This is a genomic window from Klebsiella sp. SYXHC3, assembly GCF_057196925.1.
Window position 1 is genome coordinate 12,135 of sequence record NZ_JBXUNG010000010.1, and the last position, 26,101, is coordinate 38,235.

A 26,101-nucleotide genomic window follows, 5' to 3' on the forward strand; every position below is an offset into this window, starting at 1 on the left:
TATGTCTACGGCTGATTTGTCCCACTTGCACCAGGCGCTGGACCTGCTCGAAGAGCGGGAAGCGGAACTGCTGGTCTGGGGGGATACGGATGGCGCATTTACCCATGCCGATATCATCTCACTCTTTACCCGGCACCTGCCCTACGAAGATGCAGAGTCGTTACTGGCAGAACTGCAGAATGCTGCCATGCTCTTCAGCGTCCCGACCAGCAAAGGGGGGACGCGCTACCGCACGCGTATGGCGGAATCGGTCTACCTGTTCCGCCACCAGCGTCAATGGTTCCGCGATCAACCGCTTCAGCGAGCCCGGACGCTTGTCGCCGACTACCGTTTCGTCCGTCGCCCGCGCAACTATCCGAAGCGGGAACTTCCGGCGCAAACGGTGCTGAGCAAATGGGTCGACGTCCCGTGGATGAACGAGATTAAACGCAAGGCGCTTTCCCGACTGATCGGCGACTTTTCCATTGCCGGCTTTCAGGAACGCTCAACCGAACGTATTTTGCGCGCCTGGCACTTTCATAGTCATCATGCTCACGCGAAAGAAGCCACCGGGACCATTGTCTGTGCCGGTACGGGGAGTGGTAAAACGCTGGCGTTCTATCTCCCGGCACTCACCTCGCTCCTCAATGATATTCAGCGCGACAACGCACAGCGGGTCAGGACGCTGGCACTGTATCCGCGTAAAGAACTGCTTAAAGATCAGTTCATGGAAACCTGGGGCAAATGTCGTAAACTCGACAGTCAGGCCCTAGCACTGGCAGGACGCAAGATCCGTATTGGTTCTTTTTTCGGTGACACCCCGTTCAACCATCAATACGCAACGAAAGATAAAGACAAGGATATGCCCTTTGATTTACTCCGTTGCACCACGCCGAAATGTCCGGGGCAAATGCACTGGAAAGCAGAAGATATCAAAGCGAAAAGAGAGATTCTTCGTTGTAGCCACTGCGATCACAGCGTAGACAGTGACGAAGTGATCCTAACCCGCGTCTCGCTGATGAAAAACCCGCCTGACATCCTGTTTACTACCACCGAAATGCTCAATCAGCACCTCGGGAATAACCAAACGAATCACCTATTTGGCGTTGGCATCGGCGTAACACCGCCGCCGGTAGTCCTGCTGGATGAAGTACACACCTATGTGGGGAATACCGGTGCGCAGACAGCCTATCTGCTGCGACGCTGGATGCAACTTGCACGCAGTCGCCCCCATTTTGTCGGGCTGTCGGCAACGCTAAGTGACGCCGAACGTTTCTTCGCCGATCTGGTAGGCGCGCATAAAAAACATGTGGCTCTTATCGAACCGAAGCTCCACGAAATGGAAGATGAAGGGGCTGAATATCTGCTGGCATTACGCGGTGATCCGGTCTCGCAAACCGCCCTGCTGTCTACTACTATCCAGACCAGCATGCTCGCCCGGCGTATTCTGGATACGAAAAGGAAAAAATCACGCGGGACATGGGGGCAAAAAACCTTCGTCTTCACCGACGATCTGGATATCAATAACCGACTTTATCATCAACTGTGTGACGCCGAAGGCTGGCGGTCACGTGGTCAAAACTTATACGTTGCGAAACCGCCGCTGGCCGCTCAGCGTCTGGAAACACCGCAAAACAGCCATACGCTGACTCTGGCAGGACAGAACTGGCGTATCGCGCAGGATATTGGTCACCCACTTGACGAAAATGACCGGGCCATCGTTGCCCGAACGTCCAGTCAGGACGTCGGGGTCGATCCTAGAGCGGAAGTGGTTATTGCAACCGCGTCGCTGGAGGTGGGCTTTAACGACCCCTCAGTTGGCATGGTTATTCAGCATAAAGCGCCACGTAACGTTGCCTCCTATTTGCAGCGTAAAGGGCGTGCCGGTCGTTCAAGAACTATGCGTCCGTGGATGGTCGCAGTCCTGTCCGAATTTGGCCGCGACCGCGTCGTTTATCAACGCTATGAAGAGCTCATTAATCCAGAGATAAAAGGACAGTCGTTGCCGATGGGCAACATTCATATCCAGAAAATGCAGGCGGCAATGGCGACACTTGACTGGCTGAGCATGAAGATCCCCGGAAGTAATATCTGGTCATTGCTGAATAAACCGCAGACAAAGCGAGAGTCTCTTGACCATCTTGATCGTATGTTCCACCTGATTACCGCCGTGATCGAACAACATGCGTGGCAGCAGGAGTTGGAAAAGTATCTGTTCTACGCGCTGCGCATCACTGACGAGCAACTTCAGCGTGTACTGTGGTCGCCGCCCCGTTCGATCATGATGGAGTTGCTGCCGACATTAAAACGACAACTCACCACCCAATGGTCGCGGATGGGCCAACCGGAGGCAGACCGATCGACGGGACGTTCCCCGCTGCCGGCCTTTATTCCTTCAGCGCTATTCAGTGAACTCAATCTGCCGGAAATGGAGATCCATCTCGAGCGGAAGTTCAAGAAACGTGAACATTTGCCCTTTATTCAGGGTCTGAAAGAGTTTGCGCCGGGGCGCATTTCCAAGCGCTATGCCGTTTACTCCGACAATGAAGCAGACTGGCTTATCCCGAACAACTTTGTTCCGGCGATGAATTGCGTTTCGGATGTTGATTTTGAAATTGAGCAGGCTTTCGGCGATACCTGGCAGCCCGAGTGTATCATTGAGTATGAAGGTCAGCCCCCTATTAGGGTCATTCGCCCGATGCAGGTGCTTACGCGCGCGCTGCGATTCGAGCAAAATCTCACCGAGAAAAGCAACTCGCAACTGTACTGGCATACCCGGTTTAACCCAGACGATCAGGCCGATCCGCTCCCCATTCCTGCCGGCCCGTGGACGGACACCCTCCGCTCCATTACGTTCTTTACCCACCAGAACATGACACCTCTCGACGTCACGCGTTACGCCACCCACGCAACAGCCTCATTACGCAATAAAACCAAGCAACAGGCGCATGTGAACTTCAGGTGGGTCGACAATGGCGAGCCTGTCGGGGTTGGCGTGCGGCAGTGGGTGGATGGCGCCCGGCTCAGATTTACGCTGCCGCCCACTCTGCTGCAACGCCTCCGGCATGACCCGGCCATTCAGCGCGCACTGCGAACGCTCTATTTCCAGCATCGGATCAAACATGAACCACGCTTCGAATATGACACGTTCACCGCTGACTGGATCTACGAGTGCTACCTAGCGGCGGTTACGCGGGAATTGGCCACACAGTCGTCTCTGGCAGACTCTATCGCGGAATTAAAAACCCCGGACGGCCTACGTCGACTGACTGATATCGCGGACACACTCTTCCAGGCAGAGAATATCTTTGAAAATAGCGAGGATGGTGAAGACGACGCCGAAAGCCAGGAACTGCAGCAACATTTGCGCAACCTGTTTAAAGAGACCGACATTCTGGAAATGGTGGACAGGCACAGCGCGATCCTGACTCAGGATCTCAGTGATGATGTCGATTTTCAGGACTGGCTACAGCATCTGCTGACAACGACCCTTGCCGGAGCGGTCAAACAAACCAGCCACCTGTTGCTGCCGGATGTCGATGAACGCGGTCTGGTGGTGGATACCGAACTCAACGACGAAGTACTGGACATCTGGCTGACCGAATCAGAACCCGGCGGCTGTGGCATCATTACCCGTCTGGAAGACGTTTTTCATCAGGATCCGGTCTCCGTACTGAATCTGTTTATGCGTAGTTTTGCCGCCAGCGATTACGAGCAGATCGACTACGACCTGTTCGAAATGCTTTCGCGGCTCCCCTCTTCCAGCGAGCTCCAGGAGGCCTTAAATGCGATACGTAAGGCCAGCAGCCATCCGCAGCGCCGTGAGGCTAACGCCCACCTCAGAGCGCTGTTAAAGGCGCAGGGATTTGCACTCAGTCACAGTTTTATGTCGGTGCTGCACACACGGGTACTACGTCCGGGCAGCCAGGCATCACATGATGCGCAGATGCTTGCATATCTCAACGCATGGCGGGAACTGGAAGACAAAGCCGGATACGAAATCGCTCTGAATATTTTTGCCCATACCCAAGCGACGCAAGAACTGCCTGACGCCAGTGTGATTAAAGTTTTTGAGCGCTTTTGCAAAATTCAGGGAATGCTCTGGCAGCGCGGCAATGCCATCCGTCAGTCGGTTCTCAGCTATTACAATCCGTTTAAGTCCGGTAACAACCTGACTGAACGACTGCTGCTAAGCTCACTGTTTCAACAGACGGCGTGCAGCATCAGCATCAGCGAGAACGACTGGTTAGCGCAGTTACATCACGCCATTACCCAACACGGCTTTGCAGAACTGCATATCCCGCGCGAGGCCCGCCATCGTATTGTGGAAGTGATCTCTCTGGTGCAGGTGACCCCGATTGAGTACTTTGGTTTGCATCTTTATCCCCGCGAATCCGCCGTGGATTATCAGGGTGGCAATCTAGTGTTACGTATTGAACTGGCCGAAGCGCTGCTGTAAGGAACGCAGAAATGGAAGAACAACGACAAATTTTCCTACATGGCCCACTGGGCCAGCGACATTTGCGAGAAATTCTAAGCGCGCAGTTTAGTGGCTTGATCCTCTACCCAGAACCGATCTGGCTGATCTCACCGTGGATGAGCGACTTTGACGTGATTGATAACCGGGGCGGTCAGTGGAGTTTTCTTGATCCTTCATGGGGGGCCCGGATGGTCAGCTTCCAGGAATTGCTCGCCACCGCCGTCAACAATGGCTGTCCGCTACGCATCGTGACACGTGAAGACACGCGCAGCGTGGTCTTTATCGAGCGACTGTTGACGCGCTTATCGCCCGATCACGACATGCAATACCTATATCACGAGAACCTGCACGCCAAGGGGTTGCTGACCAAACATTTCTTTCTGAAAGGATCCATGAATTACACCTGGAGCGGCGCAAACCTGAACGATGAGCATCTGCTGTTTTCAACTAATAATACGGTGATTTCAGATGCGTTGATTGAATTTAGCGGCCAGTACACCTTTGGAGACACCCATGACTGATACTCCTCAATGGGTGCGTGACTTCTTTGGCAACGGAAATTTACTGAAGCTGGACAGGTTGCTAGAAAACGTTGAAAACGCCTACCCTGCGGACTTAAAAACCGTCTTACTGCCGCTCTACGAGAGCGCGACTGACGCTCAGTGGCCGATCATTCTGCCCTGGTGCGATGCTCATCGCTGGGTATTTTTTGCCGCGGCAGAAACGGATCGCACCACGCTGGAGCTCAGCAATGTGTTGAATGCCAGGCTGGGGTCTGCCGATGTTATTGCCGATAGAAGGGTGACTTTCGTCCCCGCACAGGGAGCGACATCGCTGTCTGAAACGGCTCTGCTGACGCACTGTCCGGCCGGATTTATCCGGATCGAATTACTGCCCACAAAGCAGAAAGATAAACCAGCAAAAGAGCGGGTCTTCGCCGCGCTCAAAGACGTTATCGCCCTGTTTCGTGATAGGCCATCAATCGTACGCACGGTCAAACGTCCCTTTGGGCGGATCTTGAGTGATTTCATTCTGGCGAATAGCCAAAAAGACGAAGCCACAAGCGACGCTTTACTACAGGAACTGAAGAACAACGGCGCGCTTTCGCGACGCAACCTTATGCTGCTTGAACTCCAGCAGGCGGGTAAGTTAGAGAAGTGGGACACGCTGCTGAATCACGATTCGCTTGCTGATTTGGTTCGGGGACGCATTCCCACAACTCTGATGCGGATGCTGCTGAAAGCATACCAGCAGCGCTTTTTTACACCCGACATCCACGGGTATCCGCAGGCCTCCCCGGCGGATCTTCGCCCGCAATGTCTGGCGCTACACCCTCTGTTTACGCAGATGCCTTTTTTATCCCAGGATGAGGCTGACTTTGCGGCGTGGAAAACCTGGGCCACCGGCGTGATGCTTATTGGCGAAGTCGACCTGCTCAACGCGTTACCAGAACGCCTAAAAACCGACTGGTTGAGTGGATTGCACACCTGGGCCAGTCGGCCGTTCTACGTTGTGAGTCCGTCAGCAGCGACAGCGACGGCGTCGCTCCCGGATACGCTGCAACAGCTTGCCGCATATCTGCAAACCTCCCTGACCGCAACGCAAGAGGAGATTACCGGCTACGCACAAACGCTCCACACGCTTGATCAGCAGTTGATAGAGCAGGCGATGGCGGTACCACTGCTGAAAACACTCATCGAGGAGATCCGCCATCTGACCAATCCGCAAATCGTGGGCTGGGATATCTGTTTCTCCCGACTATGTCAGTCAGAAGTCGACAGCAACAGCCTGGTGCAACTGGTCGCGCTGGAAAGTGAAAACTGGCCCGCCGACTCGTTCCATGAAGCGACGATGCTCCAGTTACTATCAAGTCAGGTTCCACCAGACGCGTTCCCGATCCTGCGTAACGTGATGCCTGCCTTTATTGAATGGCTTGAACGTCATCAGTTCAGTCTGAGTAGTACGACGTGGCTAAAGTGGCTGGATGTTCTTGCGATGGAACAAAGCGTCAGTCAGGCGGATATCAAGCTGGCCACAATGGTGACGGACCGCTTCCTACAAGGCTCTGTTAGCCAGGAAGCGTATCAACAGTCCGGTGCCATGCTGGAACTGATCGTCGAACGCGCCAGTTCATTCCGCAACCTGCCAGCGCTGGGCGAGTTGATCGAACTCTTCCTTGATGCTCCGGTGCAGGATCGGGCGACGCTCACCTCGCTGTGGCTCAGCGTTCAGTCTTTTGTGAGCGGAATATGGGCGCGATTAGATCCGACTACTCGTACAGTGATGCGCAACTTGGCGACTGACGTGCTAGGGGAAGGTGCAGAGCGCGTATTTCCGGCTGAGCAGGATAGCTGTACGGCAGATGCAGAAGATGAATTGCCGGACTTATCCGGAGCCAGAGTGGCGATTTATAGCCTGACAGAAGGCGCGGTAAGACGCGCGAAACGGATGCTGGAAACGCTGTTCCCCGGGATCAGAGTGGAGATCAGCCATGCGCACACTGCAACCGACAAGTTGATTAATCAAGCAAAACAGGCTGATTACTTCATCTTTTCTGCAGGCAGCGCCACTCATCAGGCCTTTTACGCGGTCTCAGCACAGCGCAGAGATTTAATCTACCCTACAGGTAAAGGTGCCGGGTCAATGCTGAACGCGTTTATTGCGCACGTTCAGCAGGTCTCTGCAGTAGTGGCATAAAAAAAGGGGCAAATGCCCCTTTTTTATATATTGGCGTTCGCTGCTTTGATATAACTTGTGACCAGATAATCCGTCACTAATGAGATATCTTTCGACAGGTTCTGCAGTTCATTCCATTTACGGACGATAGGCTGACCATCAATATCCGTACCGAAGTTCCACGCGCCACTACTCCATGCACAAAGCGACTTGATGCGATTTAACTCTTCGACAAAACGAGTATAGGAAGGGATCTCAGTCCAGCCAGGTTCACCTTTATAGTCCTGATGCACCTGATCAATTTCATCCATCAGGCTACCCAGTGCAAGAATACCGACGCCGTGTAATAGACGGGAATAGCGCGGCTTTTTGTCCCAGTCATCGGTAAACACGGTTTCCACCGCCGACCAGAAGTTATTCAGCAGTTTCACCATCTTCCCTTCATCCCCCAACCCTGTCGCAGGGTCACGGAAGCGATACAATGCTCCCTCACGAAGACTAGCATCGATCATTTTGATCATCGAGTTGTCAGCAATAACCCCATCAGGATTGGTTGCCGTTTTGATGCGCCCCGCAAGTGGACCTTCCCCGAAGTTCAGTCGTTGAGTCAGCAGCGAAGGAAACTTACGCATTTGCAGATCGGATGGCAAACGACCGTGGGTATGCGGTGCCAGTTCGTATAACAACGTTTTGGGCAGCGGTTTTGTGGAGTTAACCAGCATAAACTGCTCGCGTTGTTCTTCTGCATCATTAGCGATAAATGCAGAGACCGGCATCATAAACGAGTCGATTTCCGCATCCCGCAAAGCAGCAGTACGTTGTTGACCATCCACAATAAACCCTGGCTTCTCAAAATCCTTATCTTCGGAGAAAGGTATCACCAGATGCCCCATGTCGCCATTATCTGTAAGCGGTTCAAAACGCACACGCTTATCAAAAGCGATAATCACCGGGTTTGGTATCATCGGGTTTTTACTCTCAATATAGCGCTGAATTTCGCGAATATGGTTACGTACTTCTGGACGCTGATAACCAACCAAATTCTCTTCACCGCGACGAATTCGCGAAATCGCTGCAATTTTGCTGATCTGTTTACCTTCTATCGCAAGGCTATAGAGTTGCCTCTCCTCACCCTGTCGGATTCGCAGGGCGGGAACACGATATTCACTCATGGCAGTTCCTCTGAGCGTAATGACAATGTGTGCTGTAAACGGTTGTACAACACCTGAATATTATGGAAACCGCGGCGACGGTTACGTTCTGCTCCGCGGAAAATGATGACGTTGATACCGATGGCCTGGCAAATATTGCACTGGCATTGTTTCCAAGGACGTTCTCCCAGCGTACGCTCATAATCCGCACGGATTTTATCGGCCTCTTTTTCACCCGAATGGAGGCGTTCATATGCCAGGACTGCATCAAGAGTTTTCTCAAGGGACAAAGCCCCTTTATCATATTCAAACAGGGCAGTCATGGCATCCTTTTCCAGATGTCGTGCAATATCCTGATCAATCACGCCAGATTTTATTTTGCGACTCAAGCTTGGATTCGCATCAAACTGAGGGACACGCACAGCGGTATAGGCCGGGCCATCAGGCGTATGATAGTTGTTTTTCCGATCTTTGAAGGCTTGCTGCAGCGGTGTTGTTGAGTCAATACTGGTCACACCAAACTTGATAAAGTCGGCGAAACTCTCTGGACGGGCAATGCCAAGCAAGTGAACACGTGTATCACTTTTCAGCAGCGGTTTAATCTCTTCGAGAGTCTCAAGGATCTGCGCCGTTTTCAACGGCACCATCCCCCCCATGGTGATATTTCTGTATCCCATGGCCAGCAGGGCCTCTACAGACTGACGATAGGAAGTTTTGCTCCATCCATGTGCAACGCCAAAGGGAGTAAAACAGGACTTTTGAGACTTGTTTAAAAACTCTTGAGCCAAGGTCAGAGTGATATCTTGGCGTCGGCGACATTCAGCCAATACTTCGCCACTGAATACTTCACCTGGCTTCTCATAGCCAAAGACAATGTGATCGAGAGAAACGCCATGGTTAAAGCGGGAAGTTTCGTAGAACTCAATCACCTCTTCCACACGGTATGGGGGGACGTCCTGGTTAACATAGGTGAAGGCTCCGCAATCACCCATGGTTTCCATATTTTCCGGAAGACGGAAAAAGTGCTTCATTCCATTACGGAAATAACGCAAACGCTGGGCACGGGTATATTTGCTCTCACCGCCACCAAGACCATCTACTACAGCTTTAGAAACCAGCATACCATCATAAGGATGAGGAAAAACCTCATGCGGATAATGATCGTCACGTTGACGCACGCGATGTTCGTTACGCGTTTCGCGGAAGAAGTCAAAACTGGGATCGATAAAATCCTGACTATCAGGGAAAAAATACTTTAGCTTCGACAACTTACTCTCCTGTGACGCCACTGCTAAGCCTCAAAAAACGGGGGATTCTACCATGAAACCCAGGCAAGTAGCATTAAGGTTTAGCCTCTCTAAGGGCCTTAAACTCAGCCCGAAAACGTTTTTCCTCAAATGAATTTCCCGAGTCACGAAATTCACGCAACGCATGTGTTGCACTGATACCAGGATTTTGTTCCATAAGCTTTAAAATGAATGACTTAACTTCCTCCGGGCTACGACGAATTCCTTTTTTCACTTCACGCTCAGGTAACTCCTTGAGTTCTTCTATTAACTTTTGAGATAGCTCATTTAAATCATTGAGTTGTTTTGACGTAAATTCGTTCACAATGTATTTTGCCACACTGATATTAAGCATAAGCATATTGCATCTCAACCACTGAGCTATATTTTGGTTGGTTTTGAAAAGGTATGCATTCAGCCTACTATTGATTTTTTTGGAAGTTATAATAAGCAGTTGTTTTTTTGCATCAACCAAATATTCAAGACCATTAATGATATCCAGTTCAATTGCATTAATATAATCTGGGGAACCACAGATTATATAATATTCTTTTTTTCTTTTTTTCATTAACTCTACAATAGATGTAGGATGCTTAGATTTAAAAATAGATCTATTGGTTATTTCTTTCCACCATGTTCTATGAAAACTTTTTCCTGCATATTCTTGAGAATACAATGGTATTGATTCGTCATATCCAACAGCAAAGGTCGCTTTATAAGGTACAACATTGTCTTTGTAGTGAAGGAGGCCTAAGCCAGCAGAAAGAACCCATAAATCAATAGGATAATCATCTAAGATGGCTTTAGCTGTCGCCCAATGTCCACCTTTATAAAGATCCTTTGCACATACAGTTGCAGAGGTAGAAATAGCTTCATTCAGAGCATTGCACCAAGAATTCACGAGCACATTTGAAGGTGTTCGGCCTGATGAAAATTGACTCAGACTCAATATATCCCTACTACCGTAGTGTTTGCCGTTTGTACATGTTGTTATTAAGTTAATGTTGCTCACAATCGCCCCCCAGAATCGTGTTACACAAGCTACAGGAGAAAAAAGGGGATGACAAGAACGGAGTTATCAGTCCCTGAAAAAATTTTCAGGGACTGATGTTAGTGAGGAATATACTCGAAATACTCATCTTGAGAATGAGAACATTTTTGGCATCGCCTCAGAATGCCTTTTTCCTCAAGAGAGAGACAAAAATTTCGACATGACTCAAGAAGAATGTCGGGGCTTTCATTTTTATTCTTAGAAATCAAAGCTCTAGCTAGAGTGTCGTAACTAAAACCTCCCGTTGAGTGCGATACAATACTCATCGCAAGTTGAGTATCGAAAGTTTTCATAGTGCACCTCTGAATCGCCAGAACAATACAGTTATAAAAAAGTATGGGTTATAGTTCAAGCTGGCTTTTCAAATTCACGCATAGCAAGCGTCAGGAATTAGATTATTTACCAAAGTCATAAGGACTAACTTCCTTTTCCCGATTCGCATCCAAAAAATCAGCCCACCACTGCAGCATCAGTCTGCGCTCATCCAGATGCTCGGCCTTATGAATATAAGCCGCACGTACAGAGTTACGCTCCATATGGCTCATCTGCCGTTCAACCGCATCCCTCGACCACAATCCCGATTCTATCAATGAACTACAGGCCATTGTTCTGAAACCATGTCCACAAACCTCTACCTTCGTGTCATAACCCATAACGCGCAGCGCCTTGTTCACCGTGTTCTCACTCATCGGTTTACGATGGTCGTGATCGCCAATGAAAACAAAATCGCGCTCGCCACTAAGTTTGTGTACCTGTTTAAGGATTGCTAACGCCTGACGAGATAACGGCACCAAATGAGGCGTACGCATTTTTGAACCACGCTGGGAGTGCTTCACCCCTTCAATAGCTTCTCGCTCTGCTGGGATCGTCCACATCGATGTTTCAAAATCGATCTCAGACCAACGAGCAAAACGCAGTTCACTTGAACGAATAAATACAAGGAGGGTTAGCTCAACGGCAAGGCGGGTCAAAGGTCTACCCGTATAGCTGTCAATGCGCTGAAGCAGTTCGGGGGTACGTTTCAACTCCAATGCAGGTCTATGCTGCCTGTTACTTGAAGCAACAGCACCAACCATTTCCTGTGCGGGATTGTAATCAAGTAAACCACTCAGAACGGCATATCTCATAATTGCAGTAGTGCGCTGCTGTAGACAGGATGCCACCTCAAGTCGCCCCGACAACTCTACCGCTTTGATTGGGACTAGCAGGTCTCTAGTTTTAAGATCAGCAATATTTCGCTTACCTATGGCAGGGAAGAGATTATCCTCCAGACTTTTCAGTACTCGTCGGCTATGTTCTTCCGACCACTTTTTATTTGTGGCATGCCACTCAATAGCAAGTTGTTCGAAAGTACGTGCTTCTTCCTGCTCAACCTTATCATTTTTCTTTTTATCTCCCGGATCGATGCTGTTTGCCAAAAGCTTACGAGCCTCATCACGACGAGCCCTTGCATCAGCGAGTGACACATCAGGATAAACACCCAGAGCCAGCATCTTTTGCTTTCCGCCAAATCGGTATTGCAAACGCCAGTATTTAGAACCATTGGGATGGACGAGAAGATGCATACCGTTGCCATCAGTCAGCTTTTATTGCTTATCCGTTGGCTTGGCTGTTCTGACTTTGATATCTGTTAGAGCCATGCTTATCCCCTCCCTGTTGGTACAAGCATTATCGAACCGGAAATACCATCATCTGTACCAACATCTGTTGGTAGATGTACGTTGAAGTAGGTTGACCTTGAGAGAGTTAATATAGCGGGAATAATGGGTAAATACTGGATTTCAGGCACAAAAAAAGACGTCCGTTGACGTCTATTGATGTTCCGATGGTGCCGAAGGCCGGACTCGAACCGGCACGTATTTCTACGGTTGATTTTGAATCAACTGCGTCTACCGATTTCGCCACTTCGGCACTGAAGGGATACGGAAAACGTTTTGGATTATACCTGTCGATAGCCGCCATGCAAGCGACAGCGTGCATCAGTAGTGCTAAGTGTTGAAAAAAACAGCGTAATCCTACAAACGAGCGGTGCGGCGTCACATTTTTCAGCCATCAATGCGGAACAAACCGGCTCCGTGGCCTTCACGTCCCTGCCCCTACGACCGACACATCACCAATTCCGCGCCAATTTTTCTCAAATCCATCTCACATTACCCCCTCATCGCGCCAACGTTTTATCGCCGCCAACCATAAGCATTTACGCTTCCTCAAACACTCAATATAAGATTCCAGAATAATTAATGTAATTGATTTATATATTCCATAAAAAACTACTCCATCGCTTTTTCTTATTACCGCAATCCTTAAGGATTTATTAATTACGTCAATATTTTTATAACTTTACATTAATGAAAAGTTTTGTTTTCGCTCTTTATTCCAGGATTTTCCTCAGGCGTGAAAGTTCCGGTAAATACTATTTTTACTAGTCGCTGTACGAGTCTCGATGGACATCTTCACTCGGTGAATTTACTCAGGAGAAAGACTGTGACTACCTTAAAACCTTTACTGGCGCGTAACCGCAGCTGGGCGCTGCAGAAGTGCCAGCATGACCCGGAATATTTTGAAAAACTGGTAGCCGGCCAGCGGCCGCATTCGCTGTGGATTGGCTGCTCCGATAGCCGCGTTCCCGCCGAAGTGCTCACCGGCAGCCATCCCGGCGAACTCTTCGTCCACCGTAATATCGCTAACATGATTGACCCCGCCGACGACAACTTTATGAGCGTACTGCAATATGCCCTCCACTATCTCGAGGTCGAACGGGTGGTGCTCTGCGGCCACTACGGCTGCGGCGGCGTGCAGGCGGCGTTCTCGTTGCCGGAGATGCCGCTGGCCCATGAGTCCTCGGCGCTGGCCCGCCGCATCGGCTCGCTGCGCGATACCCTGCAAGGTGATATCGCTAATCTTACACCCACTGACACCGACGCGGCCGAAGCGCTCAACGCCCTGGTGGAGGCCAACGTTCGCGCCCAGTTCAGCCGCCTGCTTGACTGTGATCCCGTACAGACGCTGCTCGCCAGCGGACGGCCGCTCAGCCTGCACGGCTGCGTCTACGATCTGGCATCCGGCCATCTGACCACTCTCGTCGAACACCTCTCACCTCAGGAGCATGCCCCATGAATACTCTTCGTCAGGACTCCCTCGCAGGCATTGTCGTCTTCCTTGTCGCCCTGCCGCTGTGCCTCGGCATCGCCCAGGCCAGCGGCTTACCGCCCTTTGTCGGTCTGCTGACCGGTATCATCGGCGGCCTGGTCGTCACCGCCCTCAGCCCTTCCCGCTTCGCCGTCAGCGGCCCCGCCGCCGGACTGGTCACCATCGTCGTCGCCGCCATTGAATCCCTGGGTTCCTTCTCCGTCTTCCTGATGGCGCTGGTGCTGGCCGGCGTACTGCAACTGCTGTTCGGCATCCTGCGGGCCGGGCGCTTTATCTCGCTGGTTCCCGCCAGCGTCATCAAAGGTATGCTGGCGGCGATCGGCATCCTGCTGATTATGCAGCAGATCCCTGTCGCGCTTGGCAGCGCAGAAGAGACCGGGCTCGTTGATATCGTACAGGGTAACGCCACCTTCTCCCTCAGTGCTATCGCCGTCGCCCTGGGCGGCCTGCTGGTGCTATGGCTGTGGGGTTCGCCGCTTATCCGCCAGGTGAAGAGCCTGCGCTGGATCCCCGGCCCGCTGATCGCTGTCCTGCTCGGTTGTGCCACCACCGTATTAATGACCCAGGCCGCGCCGCAGCAGCTTGCCGCCCTGCCGCGCATTACCCTGCCGGAGTTCGGTAGCCTCGGCGATCTGCTGGGCGAGCTGGAGTCTCCTGCGTGGAGCGCGTGGCGTAATCCTTCGGTGTGGATGGTGGCGCTGACCCTCGCGCTGGTCGCCAGCCTCGAAACCCTGCTCAGCCAGGAAGCGCTGAAAAAACTGCGTCCGCAAAATCCGCCGCCTTCGCCGAACCGCGAAATGGTCGCCCAGGGCGTCGGCAACCTGCTCTCCGGCGTACTCGGGGCGATGCCGATCACCGCGGTCATCGTTCGCAGCTCGGTCAACGTCAGCAACGGCGCGCAGAGCAAACTGTCGATCTTTATCCACGGCGTACTACTACTGATCTGCGGACTGTGGTTTAGCGGCCTGCTGACGTTAATCCCGCTCGCCAGCCTCGCTGCCGTGCTGCTGTACACCGGCTATAAGCTGGCGACGCCACGGCTGTTCATTGAACAGTTCCGCCAGGGCGCAGCACAGTACGTCCCCTTCCTTGCCACCATTGGTGGGATTATCGGCTTCGGCATGCTGGCGGGGATCGGGATTGGTCTCGCCACCCAGGTGGCGTTCAGCATCTGGCGTAGCCATCGCCATTCGCTGCAGCTGGCGCGCTACGACGACCACTACGTGCTGCGCATCCAGCAAAACCTGACCTTTTTACACAATCCACATCTGCTGGCGCTGCTGGCGAAAATTCCGGAAAAGAGCGTGGTGATCGTCGAGCACGATAACGTCGGCTATCTTGATCCAGATGTGCAGGCGGTGCTGGATGATTTTGCCGAGAGCGCGCCGCAGCGCGGTATCCGCCTCAATCAGTGGCCGCTTGCCAGCCGCTGACCGTCTCCCGGGCGGCTGGTCCGCCCGCTTATCCACCCCTCCTAATGCCAAGCGACGCCTGTTGCCATGCTCTACACTTTCTTCGTTACTACGCCAACCCCAAGGAAACAAACATGAGCATCATTAAAAGTTACGCCGCCAAAGAAGCGGGCGCCGATCTGTCGCTGTGGGAGTACGATGCCGGCGAACTGTTGCCGGAAGATGTTGAAGTCGAAGTGGAGTACTGCGGGATTTGTCATTCGGACCTGTCGATGATCGACAACGAATGGGGCATGTCGAGCTACCCGCTGGTCGCCGGTCACGAGGTGATTGGCCGGGTGGCGGCGCTGGGCAGCGCGGCGCAGGATAAAGGGCTGAAGATTGGTCAGAAGGTCGGGATCGGCTGGACGGCGCGCAGCTGCGGCCACTGTGACGCCTGTATCAGCGGCAACCAGATCAACTGCCTGGAAGGCTCGGTACCGACCATCATGAACCGCGGCGGCTTCGCCGATAAGCTGCGCGCCGACTGGCAATGGGTGATCCCGCTGCCGGAGAGCATCGATCTGGCTTCCGCCGGCCCGATGCTGTGCGGCGGCATCACCGTCTTCAAACCGCTGCTGACCCATCACGTGACCGCCACCAGCCGCGTCGGCGTGATTGGTATCGGCGGCCTCGGCCATATCGCCATTAAACTGCTGCGGGCGATGGGGGCGGAAGTAACCGCTTTCAGTTCCAACCCGGCGAAAGAGCAGGAAGTGCTGGCAATGGGGGCCGATCGTGTGGTGAACAGCCGCGATCCGCAGGCGTTAACCGCGCTGGCCGGTCAGTTCGATCTGATCATCAACACCGTAGCGGTGGATCTCGACTGGCAGCCGTACTTCCAGGCGCTGGCTTACGGCGGCAACTTCCACACCGTCGGCGCGGTGATGAAGCCGTTCCCGGTTCCGGCCTTTACCCTTATCGGCGGCGACCGCAGCATCTCCGGCTCGGCGACCGGTAATCCGTCCGAACTGCGTAAGCTGATGAAATTCGCCGGGCGTAGCAAAGTGGCGCCAACCACCGAACTGTTCCCGATGTCGCAAATTAACGAAGCCCTGAAGCACGTGCGCGAAGGCAAAGCCCGCTATCGCGCGGTATTAAAAGCCGACTTCTGATTGGTATTTATCGCCGGGCGTCCCGTGCGCCCGGCGCTTTTCTCCTTGCTTCATCAAACCGTCATCTCCCCGCCATTCCCCTGTAGTCATCGCTTCCCACAATCCGGGCTTCCATAAACGCCTGAACGAGACGCCCGTCACCATGAATAAGCGCTGGCTCCCCTGGCTGATACTGTCGCCTTCCCTGTTGTTTTTACTGCTGTTTACCTGGTTTCCGCTTGGCCGTTCGGTCTATGACAGCCTGTTTGATACCCGCATGGCCAGCGACGGCGCACAGTACGTCGGGCTGGATAACTTCGCCCGCCTGTTTGCCGACGGCGTTTTCTGGCAATCGCTGGTCAATAATCTGCTCTATATCCTGCTGACGGTGGTACCCGGCGTGACGCTCGCCCTGCTGCTGGCGGTGGCGCTGAGCGAGAATCACCGCGTCAACCGCTGGTTGCGCACCGCCTTTTTCTTCCCGATGATTATCCCAATGGTCAGCGCCGCCGCGCTGTGGCTGTTTATTTTTATGCCCGGTCTCGGCCTGCTCGATCACTATCTGGCGAAGCTATTTGGCCCTCAGAACAACAACTGGCTGGGGCGCAGCAACAGCGCGCTGCTGGCGCTGGCGCTGATTGGCGTGTGGAAATTCGCTGGCTACTACATGCTGTTTTTCCTCGCCGGGTTGCAGAGCATTCCGGCCTCGACGCGGGAAGCGGCGCTGATGGAAGGGGCCAGCCGCACCCAGGTGTTTTTTAAGGTCACGCTGCCGCTGCTGCGCCCGACGCTGAGCTTTGTTATCACCACCGCGCTGATTTACTCCATTACCCAGATTGATCACGTCGCGGTGATGACGCGCGGCGGGCCGGATAACGCCACGACCGTGCTGCTCTATTACATCCAGAATCTCGCCTGGGATACCCACGACCTCGGCAAAGCCTCCGCCGCCACCTTCCTGACGCTGGCCGGGCTGTTTGCCTTCTCGCTGATTAACCTGAAATTGCTGGAAAAAGGAGCCCACTATGAGCGCTGAAATCTCGCCGCTGATGGTCCGCTCGCCCGCCGCTTCGCGTCCGCTGTGGTTGCGCCTGCGTCGCTCACAGCCCTTTACCCTGACGGTAATCATGTGCTGCCTGGCGCTGCTATGGGTGAGCCCGTTTATCTGGATGCTGGCGACCTCGTTCAGCGCCACCACCTTCGGCGAAGATATGGCCTCATTGCTGCCGCGCCTGCCGCTGACCCTCGATAACTTCCGCGACGCCTGGGACAGCGCCGACTGGCTGAGCCTGTACGCCAACACCCTTATCTTTACCTTCGGCACTTTCTTCGTGCAGCTACTCACCATCACCACCGCCGGCTACGTCTTTGCCTGCCACGAATTTCGCGGCAAGAAAACGCTATTTCTGCTGTTTCTCGTCCAGCTGATGATCATGCCGGTGGTGATGATGGTGCCGAACATGCTGACCCTGAAAACCTTCGGCCTGCTCAACACTCTGACCGGCGTGATGATGCCTTACTTTACCTCGGCGTTCGGCGTGTTTCTGATGCGCCAGGCGTTCCTCGCCATCCCGAAAGAGCTGGAAGAGGCAGCGCTGATGGAGGGATGCCGCTGGTGGCAGGTGCTATTCCGCGTACTGCTGCCGATGTCCTGGCCATCGGTGCTGGCCTTCGCCACCGTCAGCATTACCTACCACTGGAACGAGTACCTGTGGCCGCTGATGATGCTCAACGATCCCGATAAGCAGGTGCTGACGGTCGGGCTGGTCTCTTTCGCCATGGGCGCTGAATCCGGCGGCCAGTGGGGCACCATCGGCGCCGGGACGCTGATGGTCTGCCTGCCGCTGATGCTGGCGTTCATCCTTTTCCAGAAACAGTTCCTGCGAAGCTTCGGCTTCTCCGGGATCAAATAAGGAGTTATTCATGCTGTTAGCGCACATTTCCGATACCCATTTCCGCAGCCGCGGCGAGAAGCTGTACGGCTTTATCGACGTCAACGCCGCCAATGCTGATGTGGTTTCTCAACTTAACGCGCTGCGCGAACGCCCGGATGCGGTGGTGGTGAGCGGCGATATCGTCAACTGCGGCCGTCCGGAGGAGTATCAGGTCGCCCGCCAGATCCTCGGCAGCCTGAACTATCCGCTGTATCTCATCCCCGGCAACCACGATGATAAAGCGCTGTTTCTGGAGTACCTGCAGCCGCTGTGCCCACAGCTCGGTAGCGATGCCAATAATATGCGCTATGCGGTTGACGACTTCGCTACCCGCCTGCTGTTTATCGACTCCAGCCGCGCCGGCACTTCAAAAGGCTGGCTGACCGACGAGACCATTAGCTGGCTGGAAGCGCAGCTGTTTGACGGCGGCGACAAACCGGCCACAGTGTTTATGCACCACCCGCCGCTGCCGCTGGGCAACGCGCAGATGGACCCGATTGCCTGCGAAAACGGCCACCGTCTGCTGGCGTTGGTAGAGCGTTTCCCGTCGCTGACGCGCATCTTTTGCGGTCATAACCATAGCCTGACCATGACCCAGTATCGCCAGGCGCTGATCTCCACCCTCCCCGGCACCGTCCATCAGGTACCGTACTGCCACGAAGACACTCGCCCGTATTACGATCTCTCGCCGGCTTCGTGCCTGATGCACCGCCAGGTCGGCGAGCAGTGGGTAAGCTACCAGCACTCGCTGGCCCACTACGCCGGGCCGTGGCTGTACGACGAAAACATCAGTTGTCCAACGGAAGAGCGCTAACCGCCATGCTCAGTCTGCAAAACATCAGTAAACATTTCGACGGTAAACCAGCGCTCAGCGCGCTGTCGCTTGATATCCACGAAGGCGAATTTGTGGTGCTGGTCGGCCCGTCGGGCTGTGGTAAAAGCACCCTACTGCGCCTGCTTGCCGGGTTGGATCAGGTCAGCGAAGGCGAAATCTGGCTGCATGATGAGAACATCACCGACACCACGCCGCGCGAACGCAATTTTGCGATGATCTTCCAGAACTATGCGCTGTTTCCACATCTCTCTGTGCGCGACAACATCACCTTCGGCATGAAGGTACGCAAGGAAGAGAAAAGCGGCTGGCAGCCGCGGGTAGATAAAGTCGCGCAGATGCTGCAGCTGGAGGCGCTGCTCGATCGCAAACCGGCTAAGCTCTCCGGCGGCCAACGGCAGCGGGTAGCGATGGCGCGGGCGATCGTGCGTAATCCGCGGCTGTTCTTAATGGATGAACCGCTGTCCAACCTCGACGCCCGCCTGCGCAGCGAAGTCCGTGACAGCATTATGGACCTCCACCAGCAGTTGAAAACCAGTACCGTCTACGTCACCCACGATCAGACCGAGGCCATGTCGATGGCCGACCGCATCGTGGTGATGAACGGCGGCCACGTGCAACAGGTAGGACGGCCAGAATATCTGTATGCCAACCCGGCCAATCTGTTCGTGGCCGGATTTATCGGTTCGCCAGCGATGAACCTGCTATCACTTCCCTGCGTTGACGGCAACGTTCAGCTTGGCGAACTACGCCATCCGCTACCGCCGCGCAACCGCAGCCAGACCCGCATCTGGCTGGGCATTCGCCCGGAACATATTACCGACCGCGTCGAGCACGGCCATCTGCGCCTGCCGGGCACCGTCCTGCAACGAGAACTGATGGGAGCCGATTATCTGCTCCACGTCAGCACCCCGATCGGCACCCTGCGCTTTAGCCGCCGCCACCGCGGCACGGTGCCTGAAAAAGGCGAATCGCTGATCCTCGGCTTCTCGCCTGCCGATGTGCATCTTTTTCATGCTGAGACCCAGCATAATTTACTGATGGAGTGTAATCATGTTTAACCCCCTCACCGCCCTGACGGTTGGGCTCAGCCTCGCCCTGAGCGGCGCGGCGCTGGCGAAAGAGAAGATAGACTTCATGTTCCCGGCCCCGGTAGACGGCAAGCTGACGATGGAGATGACACGCGTCATTAAAGCCTTTAACGAGTCGCAGCAGGATGTCGAAGTACGCGGCATCTTCACCGGCAACTATGACACCACCAAGATCAAAGCCGAATCCGCACAGAAGGCCGGACAACCGCCGGCGCTGGTGATCATGTCCGCCAACTTCACCACCGATCTGGCGCTGAAGGATGAGATCCTACCGATGGATGAGCTGTTTAAATACGGCGATCAAAAGGCTGGCGATTTTCTGCAAAAAGAATTCTGGCCCGCGATGCATAAGAACGCCCAGGTGATGGGCACCACCTACGCGATCCCGTTCCATAACTCGACGCCGATCCTCTACTACAACAAGACGCTGTTCGATCGGGCGGGAATCGCGCAACCACCGCAGACCTGGGCCGAGCTGCTGTCTGATGCCAAAAAGCTGACCGATGAGAGCAAAGGCCAGTGGGGGATCATGCTGCCGTCGACCAACGACGACTACGGCGGCTGGATCTTCTCGGCGCTGGTGCGCGCCAACGGCGGTAAATATTTCAATGAAGACTATCCGGGTGAGGTTTATTACAACTCGCCGACCGCTATCGGCGCTCTGCGCTTCTGGCAGGATCTGATCTACAAAGACAAAGTGATGCCTTCCGGGGTACTGAATTCGAAGCAGATCAGCGCTTCATTCTTCTCCGGCAAACTTGGCATGGCGATGCTCAGCACCGGCGCACTGGGCTTTATGCGCGAGAACAGTAAAGATTTTGAACTCGGTGTCGCCATGCTACCAGCCAAAGAGCAGCGCGCGGTGCCAATTGGCGGCGCCAGCCTGGTGAGCTTTAAAGGCATCAACGACGCGCAGAAGAAAGCGGCCTACCTGTTCCTGACTTATCTGGTGAGCCCGCAGGTAAACGGCGCGTGGAGCCGCTTTACCGGCTACTTCTCGCCGCGTAAGGCTTCTTACGATACGCCGGAGATGAAAGCTTATCTGCAGCAGGATCCGCGGGCGGCGATCGCACTTGAACAGCTGAAGTACGCGCATCCGTGGTATTCCACCTGGGAGACCGTCGCCGTGCGTAAGGCGATGGAGAACCAACTGGCGGCAGTGGTCAACGATGCCAAAGTAACGCCGGAAGCAGCGGTACAGGCGGCACAGAAGGAAGCTGACGCGCTAATGAAACCTTATGTTGATAAGACCGCGCTGGGAGAAGTGAAGTAGCACAGGTCTGTTGCGGGGCGCCCGGCTTGCGGCATAAACGCCCAAGCCGGGTGACCAACCGCCCCCCAGCGCAGAATGCGCCGGAGAGTTTTTGCGAAGCCTTAGATTTTATCCGCCTGCGACGAAGCCCAGGATTTACGCGCGTAGGCTTTTCCCGCCGGGCTGGTATCCAGCTTCTCACGCAGATAGTGCTCGATCTGCTCAAGGCTGCGATTGCGCGTTTCCGGCACGCATTTGATCACGAAGATCGCGCCGAAGATACCGATTGCCGCAAAGATAAAGAAGGTTCCGGAGAGGCCGACCCACGACAGTAGCATCGGGAAGAACAGCGAGATCAGGAAGTTGGCAATCCACATTGAGAACACCGCCCCGCCCATAAACATCCCGCGCATCCGGGTTGGGAAAATTTCCGACAACAGCAGCCAGGTCACCGGCGACAGCGCCCCCTGCTGGAAGCTCAGGAACAGCAGCATTCCCGCCAGCACCATATAGGCGCGCAGCGCATCCGGCTGACCATTGACCGTTTCCGGCAGCAGGTAGCTCACCGCGCCGATAAACACCAGGCAGGCAGTACAGCCGAACTGGCCGATCATGGTCATCGGGCGACGACCTATCTTCCCCAGCATCCAGATACCGACAAAGGTCATCAGCACCGAAACCACGCCGTTGGCAATGGTGGCGAACAGCGCGGCGTTATCGGTCATACCGACCGAGGTCAGCACCGTCGGCGCATAGTACATAATGGTATTGACGCCGGTAAGCTGCTGAATAACCGCCACGCCGATACCGATCATGAACAGCTTAAACAGCCACGGGGTCATGATTTCACGAATTTTTGGCTTACCAAGATTACGCTGCTCGTCGAGAGTTTCCGTAATCTCCATTAGCTCCCATTCGACATCATCTTTACGCCGCGTACGCTCCAGCACCCGGCGCGCTTCCGCCAGTCGGCCTTTCATCGCATACCAGCGCGGGGTATCCGGCATAAACATCATGCCAAACCATAGCAGCACGGCTGGTAGCGTCGCCACCGCCAGCATCCAGCGCCAGGTACTTTCACCGCCCCACAGCTCATGGAAGGTGGCGTTAGAGATATAGGCCAGCAGTTGGCCAGAGACGATCATCAGTTCCTGCAGCGTGACCAGTTGCCCGCGTTTGTTGGCGGGCGCCATCTCAGCGATATATACCGGCACCGTTGCCGCCGCGCCGCCAACCGCTACGCCGAGAACCAGGCGGAAGAAAATCATCCAGTTGACGTCCGGCGCGAGGGCAGTACCCACCGCGCCGATAGCGAAGATCACCGCCAGCCAGAGGATGATTTTCTTTCTGCCTGCGGCGCTGGCCAGATGGCCAGAAAGCAGTGCGCCGAATGCGGCGCCGAACAGCAGTGAACTGGTCACCAGCCCGGTGGTAAAGGGCGTGAGATGCAGTTCCTTACCCATAAACAGCAGGGCGCCGGAAATCACCCCGGTGTCGTAGCCAAAGAGTAAACCGCCTAAGGTCGCAATCAACGCAACGATCTTAACAAACGGCGTTGCCGGAGCGTCGCTATTCGGCCCCGACGCTTTATTGAGTGTGAGATATTGTTCCTGTGACATAGAAGACTCCAGTAACCTACCTTGTAGGGGGAAGATATGCTCTTGTCTGAATACAGAGGCCTCCTGCCTCACGGACGTGTCGTTCTCGTGTGGTTCTTTTGAGGTTTAGAAAAAGCAGGCCACGCAGCTGTGTGGCCCGAAATGCATCAACGATCAGATTCCTGCCGTTTCGCGGATGTACTTACGCGCCTTTACGGCGTATTCGAAGGGGTTCGCCAGCGCAGGGTCTTGTTCGGCTTCCACTACCATCCACCCCTTGTAGCCGTAGTCATCCAGCAACTGGAAGACCGGACGGAAATCTATTTCGCCGTCTCCCGGTACGGTAAAGGTGCCTTTCTTGACGCCGTCGAGGAATGAGAGCCCTTCGCGGCGCACCTGCTCAATTACCGCGGGGCGGACGTCTTTCAGATGCACGTGGTTGATGCGCGGCAGATATTTTTTCAGGATCGCCAGCATCGGCGCCTCGCCGCCCTCTGAATACCAGGCGTGACCGGTGTCGTAGAGCAAGAAGACGCGTTCGTCCACCAGCGACATAAACTTGTCGATCTCCGCGGTAGTCTGAATGCCGGTGCCCATATGGTGGTGTAGGCAAACCTGCATCCCCTTCTCTGCCGCCAGCTTGCCAAGCGCGTTATAACCTTCAGCTACCCGCTGCCACTCTTCATCGCTAAAGCACGGCTTTACATCACCGAGAATCGGTTTATCGAGCCCCTGGATACTGCCGCTTTGTTCAGAGCAGCCAATCACCTTCGCGCCCATCGCATGGAGGAAATTCATGTGGTTAACGAATTCATCGATGGTTTTTTCTCTTTGGCCATTCGCGAAGAAGGTGCTGAACCAGGCGTTGCAAATCTGCATGCCGCGAATATCCAGCATCGGCTTCAGCACCGCCGGATCGCGCGGATATTTGCTGCCGACTTCGCTGCCGGTAAACCCGGCCAGCGCCATTTCGCTGACCGTTTGCTGGAAGGTGTTTTCGCTCCCCAGCTCAGGCATATCGTCGTTAGTCCAACCGATAGGGGCGATAGCCAGTTTGACGTTGTCTTTGTTCATTTTGATGCTCCTGCCGCCGCGCCTTACCGGCGCAGCAGTTCACGTTCGATAAGTTCACGCGTTTCCACGGCCTGGTATTTCATCTTTTCCGGGTAACCAAACAGCGAGGTGCAGACGATCGGTTCACCGCCAACTTTGAAGGTCTGTTCAGCGAAGCGCATATCGCGCAGGGTGCGGAACAGAGCATCGAAATCGACATCCCCCTCGCCGACGCCGACGTGCTGGTGTACGGCGGCGTCAACGCCCGGCGGATTAACGATATAGCGGCAGTGTTTGGTGTGATTGCGGGTATCGGCAATCAGCACGTGCGACAGGTCCTGACCGGCATAGCGCAGCATCTTCTCGACTTCACCTTTACCTTTGTCGTAGAAGAAGGTGTGCGGCACGCTGTAGACGTACTTCACGTTGTCGCTACGGAAGGACTTCACGATATCCACCGTCTCGTTGTTTTCTTCGCAGAAGTCCCACGGGTGGGCCTGGATTTCGACGCGGATACCTTCACGTTCGAATATCGGCAGTAATTCTTCCATCGAGCGGTAGAACATTTCTTCGCAAATTTCCGGCTGGTTAGGATCGCCAGAAAATTCGGTGTTGATAACCTGCACGCCCATCTCTACCGCTACTTCGATGAGCCGCTTCCAGTTCTTCACCGCCGCCTGACGGCGCAGCTCATCCGGGCCGGACCAGCGATAAACGCAGATGAACGAGGAGAGTTCAACGCCGTTGTCACGCAGCGCCTGCTTATACTCGGCCATGATCTCCCGGCTGGCGCGCGGATGTTTGTAGAATGGGTTAATCTGCGGGTGCGGCGACTGTTCAATGTATTTGTAGCCCCACTCCGCCACCTGCTGAACCATTCTGGTGATCCCGAGATCGCGAATCACATCGACATCAAAAGCAATTTTCATCGTCGTTACCTGTTTGAAACGTTACGTCGGTGAAGGAGGATTTAGCGTTGGTAGAATGCCGGGCACTCAGGCAGCGACACAGCTACCGGTTCGTTGCACTCCTGCGCCTTCAGACAGGCGTCGGCGGCAACCGATGCCGCATAGCCGTCCCAGGCGGAGGGGCCCTGCAGCTTGCCGGCTTTCACATCATTGATAAATGCCTGCAGTTCGACGTCGTAGGCTTTGATGAAACGGTCTTTCCAGTCGGTGAGGATAGCTGTCGACAGGCTGGCGGCTTTACGCATCTCCACCGCCGACGGTTCCGGCAGGCGCGCAATGCCCGTTTCGCCAACCACCTCACACTGGATGTCGTAGCCGTACTGGCAATTTACGAAGACTTCGACGTCGATCAGGGTGCCCTTTTTCGTTTCAAACGAGACGATCTGTGGGTCTTTCAGCCGCGCATGGGTATGGGAGGTCGAGCGCGGGAAGCGTACCTGTACGGAGCGGTAGTCGTCATTTAGCAGCCAGCGCAGCACGTCCAGCTCGTGGATCAGGGTGTTGGTGATCGCCATATCGGTGGTGTAGTTCTCGCCGACCGACTGGTTGCGGTGGGCGCAGCGCAGCATCAGCGGCGCGCCGATATCACCGTCGTCGATGACCTTCTTCAACGCCAGATAGCCTTCATCGTACGGGCGCATAAAGCCGACCTGAACGAGGCGACGCCCGGCTTTCATTTCAGCATCAACGATGCGGCGGCAGCCTTCCGCGCTCATCGCCAACGGCTTTTCGCAAAATACGGGCTTACCGGCCTCAATAGCCGCCAGGGTGTACTCTTCATGGGTTGGATCCCAGGAGGTCACCAGCACGGCGTCAACGTCGCTGGCTTTAATCACATCATGACCGTCGGCGTAGACTTCCGCCTGCACGCCCGGCAGCGCTACTGCCGCACGGGCGTTATCGGCGTTGATATCGGAAACGGCGACCACGGTCGCCCCCTGTAGGACCTGGGTGCAGCGACGGATATGTTCTTTACCGATGGCGCCTGCGCCGATGACACCTAATTTGAGTGACATGATGGTTCTCTCCGTAGTTCTGTAGGGTTCAGGGTTCGT

The 26,101-nt window shown here is 54.5% G+C and carries 19 protein-coding genes and 1 tRNA gene; 11 read left to right on the plus strand and 9 right to left on the minus strand.

Features of this window, described 5'->3' with window-relative positions; translation table 11 throughout:
• Position 1 precedes the first annotated feature (1 nt).
• Genes dpdJ through dpdD form a run of 3 tightly spaced genes read left to right on the plus strand, consistent with a single transcriptional unit; the run spans position 2 to position 7,156 of the window.
• Positions 2 to 4,438, plus strand: a complete 4,437-nt coding sequence (gene dpdJ, locus AC2CGP_RS20000) for a protein DpdJ (protein WP_047053964.1) — start codon at positions 2 to 4, stop codon at positions 4,436 to 4,438.
• Between the two features lie 11 nt (positions 4,439 to 4,449).
• Positions 4,450 to 4,980 carry a phospholipase D-like domain-containing protein DpdK gene (dpdK, locus tag AC2CGP_RS20005; RefSeq protein ID WP_047053963.1) on the plus strand — a complete coding sequence of 177 codons (531 nt, stop codon included), beginning with the start codon at positions 4,450 to 4,452 and terminating at the stop codon, positions 4,978 to 4,980.
• Entirely contained in the window at positions 4,973 to 7,156 is a 2,184-nt protein-coding gene (dpdD, locus tag AC2CGP_RS20010) for a protein DpdD (protein WP_047053961.1), read from the plus strand. Before dpdK ends, dpdD begins: the two co-directional genes overlap by 8 nt.
• Positions 7,157 to 7,179: 23 nt before the next feature.
• Here the strand turns inward: dpdD and dbpB are convergent, their stop codons facing one another.
• The 5 genes from dbpB to AC2CGP_RS20035 form a co-directional block, all read right to left on the minus strand.
• A complete protein-coding gene (gene dbpB, locus AC2CGP_RS20015) occupies positions 7,180 to 8,307 on the minus strand; it encodes a DGQHR domain-containing protein DpdB (RefSeq protein WP_047063873.1) in 1,128 nt (375 codons plus the stop codon).
• On the minus strand, positions 8,304 to 9,554 hold the full coding sequence (gene dpdA / locus AC2CGP_RS20020; protein ID WP_047053959.1) for a tRNA-guanine transglycosylase DpdA: 1,251 nt from the start codon (positions 9,552 to 9,554) through the stop codon (positions 8,304 to 8,306). The genes dbpB and dpdA overlap by 4 nt, the downstream gene beginning before the upstream one ends.
• A 73-nt stretch (positions 9,555 to 9,627) precedes the next feature.
• Complete coding sequence (locus AC2CGP_RS20025) at positions 9,628 to 10,479, minus strand: hypothetical protein (RefSeq protein ID WP_176555971.1); 852 nt, start codon at positions 10,477 to 10,479, stop codon at positions 9,628 to 9,630.
• A gap of 539 nt (positions 10,480 to 11,018) precedes the next feature.
• Positions 11,019 to 12,206: a tyrosine-type recombinase/integrase gene (locus AC2CGP_RS20030; RefSeq protein WP_227504708.1), complete on the minus strand. Its 1,188-nt coding sequence runs from the start codon at positions 12,204 to 12,206 to the stop codon at positions 11,019 to 11,021.
• 243 nt (positions 12,207 to 12,449) lie between these two features.
• A tRNA-Leu gene (locus AC2CGP_RS20035) sits at positions 12,450 to 12,534 on the minus strand.
• Positions 12,535 to 13,107: 573 nt separating this feature from the next.
• Between AC2CGP_RS20035 and AC2CGP_RS20040 the strand changes: the two genes are divergently transcribed.
• From AC2CGP_RS20040 to AC2CGP_RS20075, 8 genes are all read left to right on the plus strand, one after another.
• On the plus strand, positions 13,108 to 13,740 hold the full coding sequence (locus AC2CGP_RS20040) for a carbonic anhydrase (RefSeq protein ID WP_063445728.1): 633 nt from the start codon (positions 13,108 to 13,110) through the stop codon (positions 13,738 to 13,740).
• On the plus strand, positions 13,737 to 15,206 hold the full coding sequence (locus AC2CGP_RS20045) for a SulP family inorganic anion transporter (protein WP_045411049.1): 1,470 nt from the start codon (positions 13,737 to 13,739) through the stop codon (positions 15,204 to 15,206). Before AC2CGP_RS20040 ends, AC2CGP_RS20045 begins: the two co-directional genes overlap by 4 nt.
• Before the next feature lie 113 nt (positions 15,207 to 15,319).
• A complete protein-coding gene (gene ahr / locus AC2CGP_RS20050; RefSeq protein ID WP_032709732.1) occupies positions 15,320 to 16,339 on the plus strand; it encodes an NADPH-dependent aldehyde reductase Ahr in 1,020 nt (339 codons plus the stop codon).
• 142 nt (positions 16,340 to 16,481) lie between these two features.
• A complete protein-coding gene (locus AC2CGP_RS20055) occupies positions 16,482 to 17,354 on the plus strand; it encodes a carbohydrate ABC transporter permease (protein ID WP_015368525.1) in 873 nt (290 codons plus the stop codon).
• On the plus strand, positions 17,344 to 18,231 hold the full coding sequence (locus tag AC2CGP_RS20060; RefSeq protein WP_015704228.1) for a carbohydrate ABC transporter permease: 888 nt from the start codon (positions 17,344 to 17,346) through the stop codon (positions 18,229 to 18,231). The genes AC2CGP_RS20055 and AC2CGP_RS20060 overlap by 11 nt, the downstream gene beginning before the upstream one ends.
• A gap of 10 nt (positions 18,232 to 18,241) precedes the next feature.
• Positions 18,242 to 19,066, plus strand: coding sequence for a phosphodiesterase (locus AC2CGP_RS20065; protein ID WP_046883295.1), 825 nt, complete (start codon positions 18,242 to 18,244; stop codon positions 19,064 to 19,066).
• A gap of 5 nt (positions 19,067 to 19,071) precedes the next feature.
• Complete coding sequence (locus AC2CGP_RS20070; RefSeq protein ID WP_334642754.1) at positions 19,072 to 20,145, plus strand: ABC transporter ATP-binding protein; 1,074 nt, start codon at positions 19,072 to 19,074, stop codon at positions 20,143 to 20,145.
• Positions 20,138 to 21,448 carry an ABC transporter substrate-binding protein gene (locus AC2CGP_RS20075; protein ID WP_334642755.1) on the plus strand — a complete coding sequence of 437 codons (1,311 nt, stop codon included), beginning with the start codon at positions 20,138 to 20,140 and terminating at the stop codon, positions 21,446 to 21,448. The genes AC2CGP_RS20070 and AC2CGP_RS20075 overlap by 8 nt, the downstream gene beginning before the upstream one ends.
• 101 nt (positions 21,449 to 21,549) lie before the next feature.
• Here the strand turns inward: AC2CGP_RS20075 and AC2CGP_RS20080 are convergent, their stop codons facing one another.
• The 4 genes from AC2CGP_RS20080 to iolG form a co-directional block, all read right to left on the minus strand.
• Positions 21,550 to 23,046, minus strand: a complete 1,497-nt coding sequence (locus AC2CGP_RS20080) for a sugar porter family MFS transporter (protein WP_015368530.1) — start codon at positions 23,044 to 23,046, stop codon at positions 21,550 to 21,552.
• 153 nt (positions 23,047 to 23,199) lie between these two features.
• Positions 23,200 to 24,099 (minus strand): myo-inosose-2 dehydratase, encoded by a 900-nt coding sequence (gene iolE, locus AC2CGP_RS20085; protein ID WP_020079776.1) that lies wholly within the window; start codon positions 24,097 to 24,099, stop codon positions 23,200 to 23,202.
• A 23-nt stretch (positions 24,100 to 24,122) separates the two neighbouring features.
• Positions 24,123 to 25,007, minus strand: coding sequence for a sugar phosphate isomerase/epimerase family protein (locus AC2CGP_RS20090; RefSeq protein WP_015368532.1), 885 nt, complete (start codon positions 25,005 to 25,007; stop codon positions 24,123 to 24,125).
• A 41-nt stretch (positions 25,008 to 25,048) separates the two neighbouring features.
• The gene (iolG, locus tag AC2CGP_RS20095) at positions 25,049 to 26,062 is read right to left on the minus strand and encodes a bifunctional inositol 2-dehydrogenase/D-chiro-inositol 1-dehydrogenase (RefSeq protein WP_015704222.1); all 1,014 of its coding nucleotides are present in this window, start codon (positions 26,060 to 26,062) and stop codon (positions 25,049 to 25,051) included.
• Positions 26,063 to 26,101: the final 39 nt, after the last annotated feature.

Bases quoted from the DNA above. Each gene is read 5' to 3' on its own strand.
- dpdJ (WP_047053964.1), top strand. From the start codon at position 2: ATGTCTACGGCTGATTTGTCCCACTTGCACCAGGCGCTGGACCTGCTC.
- dpdK (WP_047053963.1), top strand. From the start codon at position 4,450: ATGGAAGAACAACGACAAATTTTCCTACATGGCCCACTGGGCCAGCGA.
- dpdD (WP_047053961.1), top strand. From the start codon at position 4,973: ATGACTGATACTCCTCAATGGGTGCGTGACTTCTTTGGCAACGGAAAT.
- dbpB (WP_047063873.1), bottom strand. From the start codon at position 8,307: ATGAGTGAATATCGTGTTCCCGCCCTGCGAATCCGACAGGGTGAGGAG.
- AC2CGP_RS20045 (WP_045411049.1), top strand. From the start codon at position 13,737: ATGAATACTCTTCGTCAGGACTCCCTCGCAGGCATTGTCGTCTTCCTT.
- ahr (WP_032709732.1), top strand. From the start codon at position 15,320: ATGAGCATCATTAAAAGTTACGCCGCCAAAGAAGCGGGCGCCGATCTG.
- AC2CGP_RS20055 (WP_015368525.1), top strand. From the start codon at position 16,482: ATGAATAAGCGCTGGCTCCCCTGGCTGATACTGTCGCCTTCCCTGTTG.
- AC2CGP_RS20060 (WP_015704228.1), top strand. From the start codon at position 17,344: ATGAGCGCTGAAATCTCGCCGCTGATGGTCCGCTCGCCCGCCGCTTCG.
- AC2CGP_RS20065 (WP_046883295.1), top strand. From the start codon at position 18,242: ATGCTGTTAGCGCACATTTCCGATACCCATTTCCGCAGCCGCGGCGAG.
- AC2CGP_RS20070 (WP_334642754.1), top strand. From the start codon at position 19,072: ATGCTCAGTCTGCAAAACATCAGTAAACATTTCGACGGTAAACCAGCG.
- AC2CGP_RS20075 (WP_334642755.1), top strand. From the start codon at position 20,138: ATGTTTAACCCCCTCACCGCCCTGACGGTTGGGCTCAGCCTCGCCCTG.
- AC2CGP_RS20080 (WP_015368530.1), bottom strand. From the start codon at position 23,046: ATGTCACAGGAACAATATCTCACACTCAATAAAGCGTCGGGGCCGAAT.
- iolE (WP_020079776.1), bottom strand. From the start codon at position 24,099: ATGAACAAAGACAACGTCAAACTGGCTATCGCCCCTATCGGTTGGACT.
- AC2CGP_RS20090 (WP_015368532.1), bottom strand. From the start codon at position 25,007: ATGAAAATTGCTTTTGATGTCGATGTGATTCGCGATCTCGGGATCACC.
- iolG (WP_015704222.1), bottom strand. From the start codon at position 26,062: ATGTCACTCAAATTAGGTGTCATCGGCGCAGGCGCCATCGGTAAAGAA.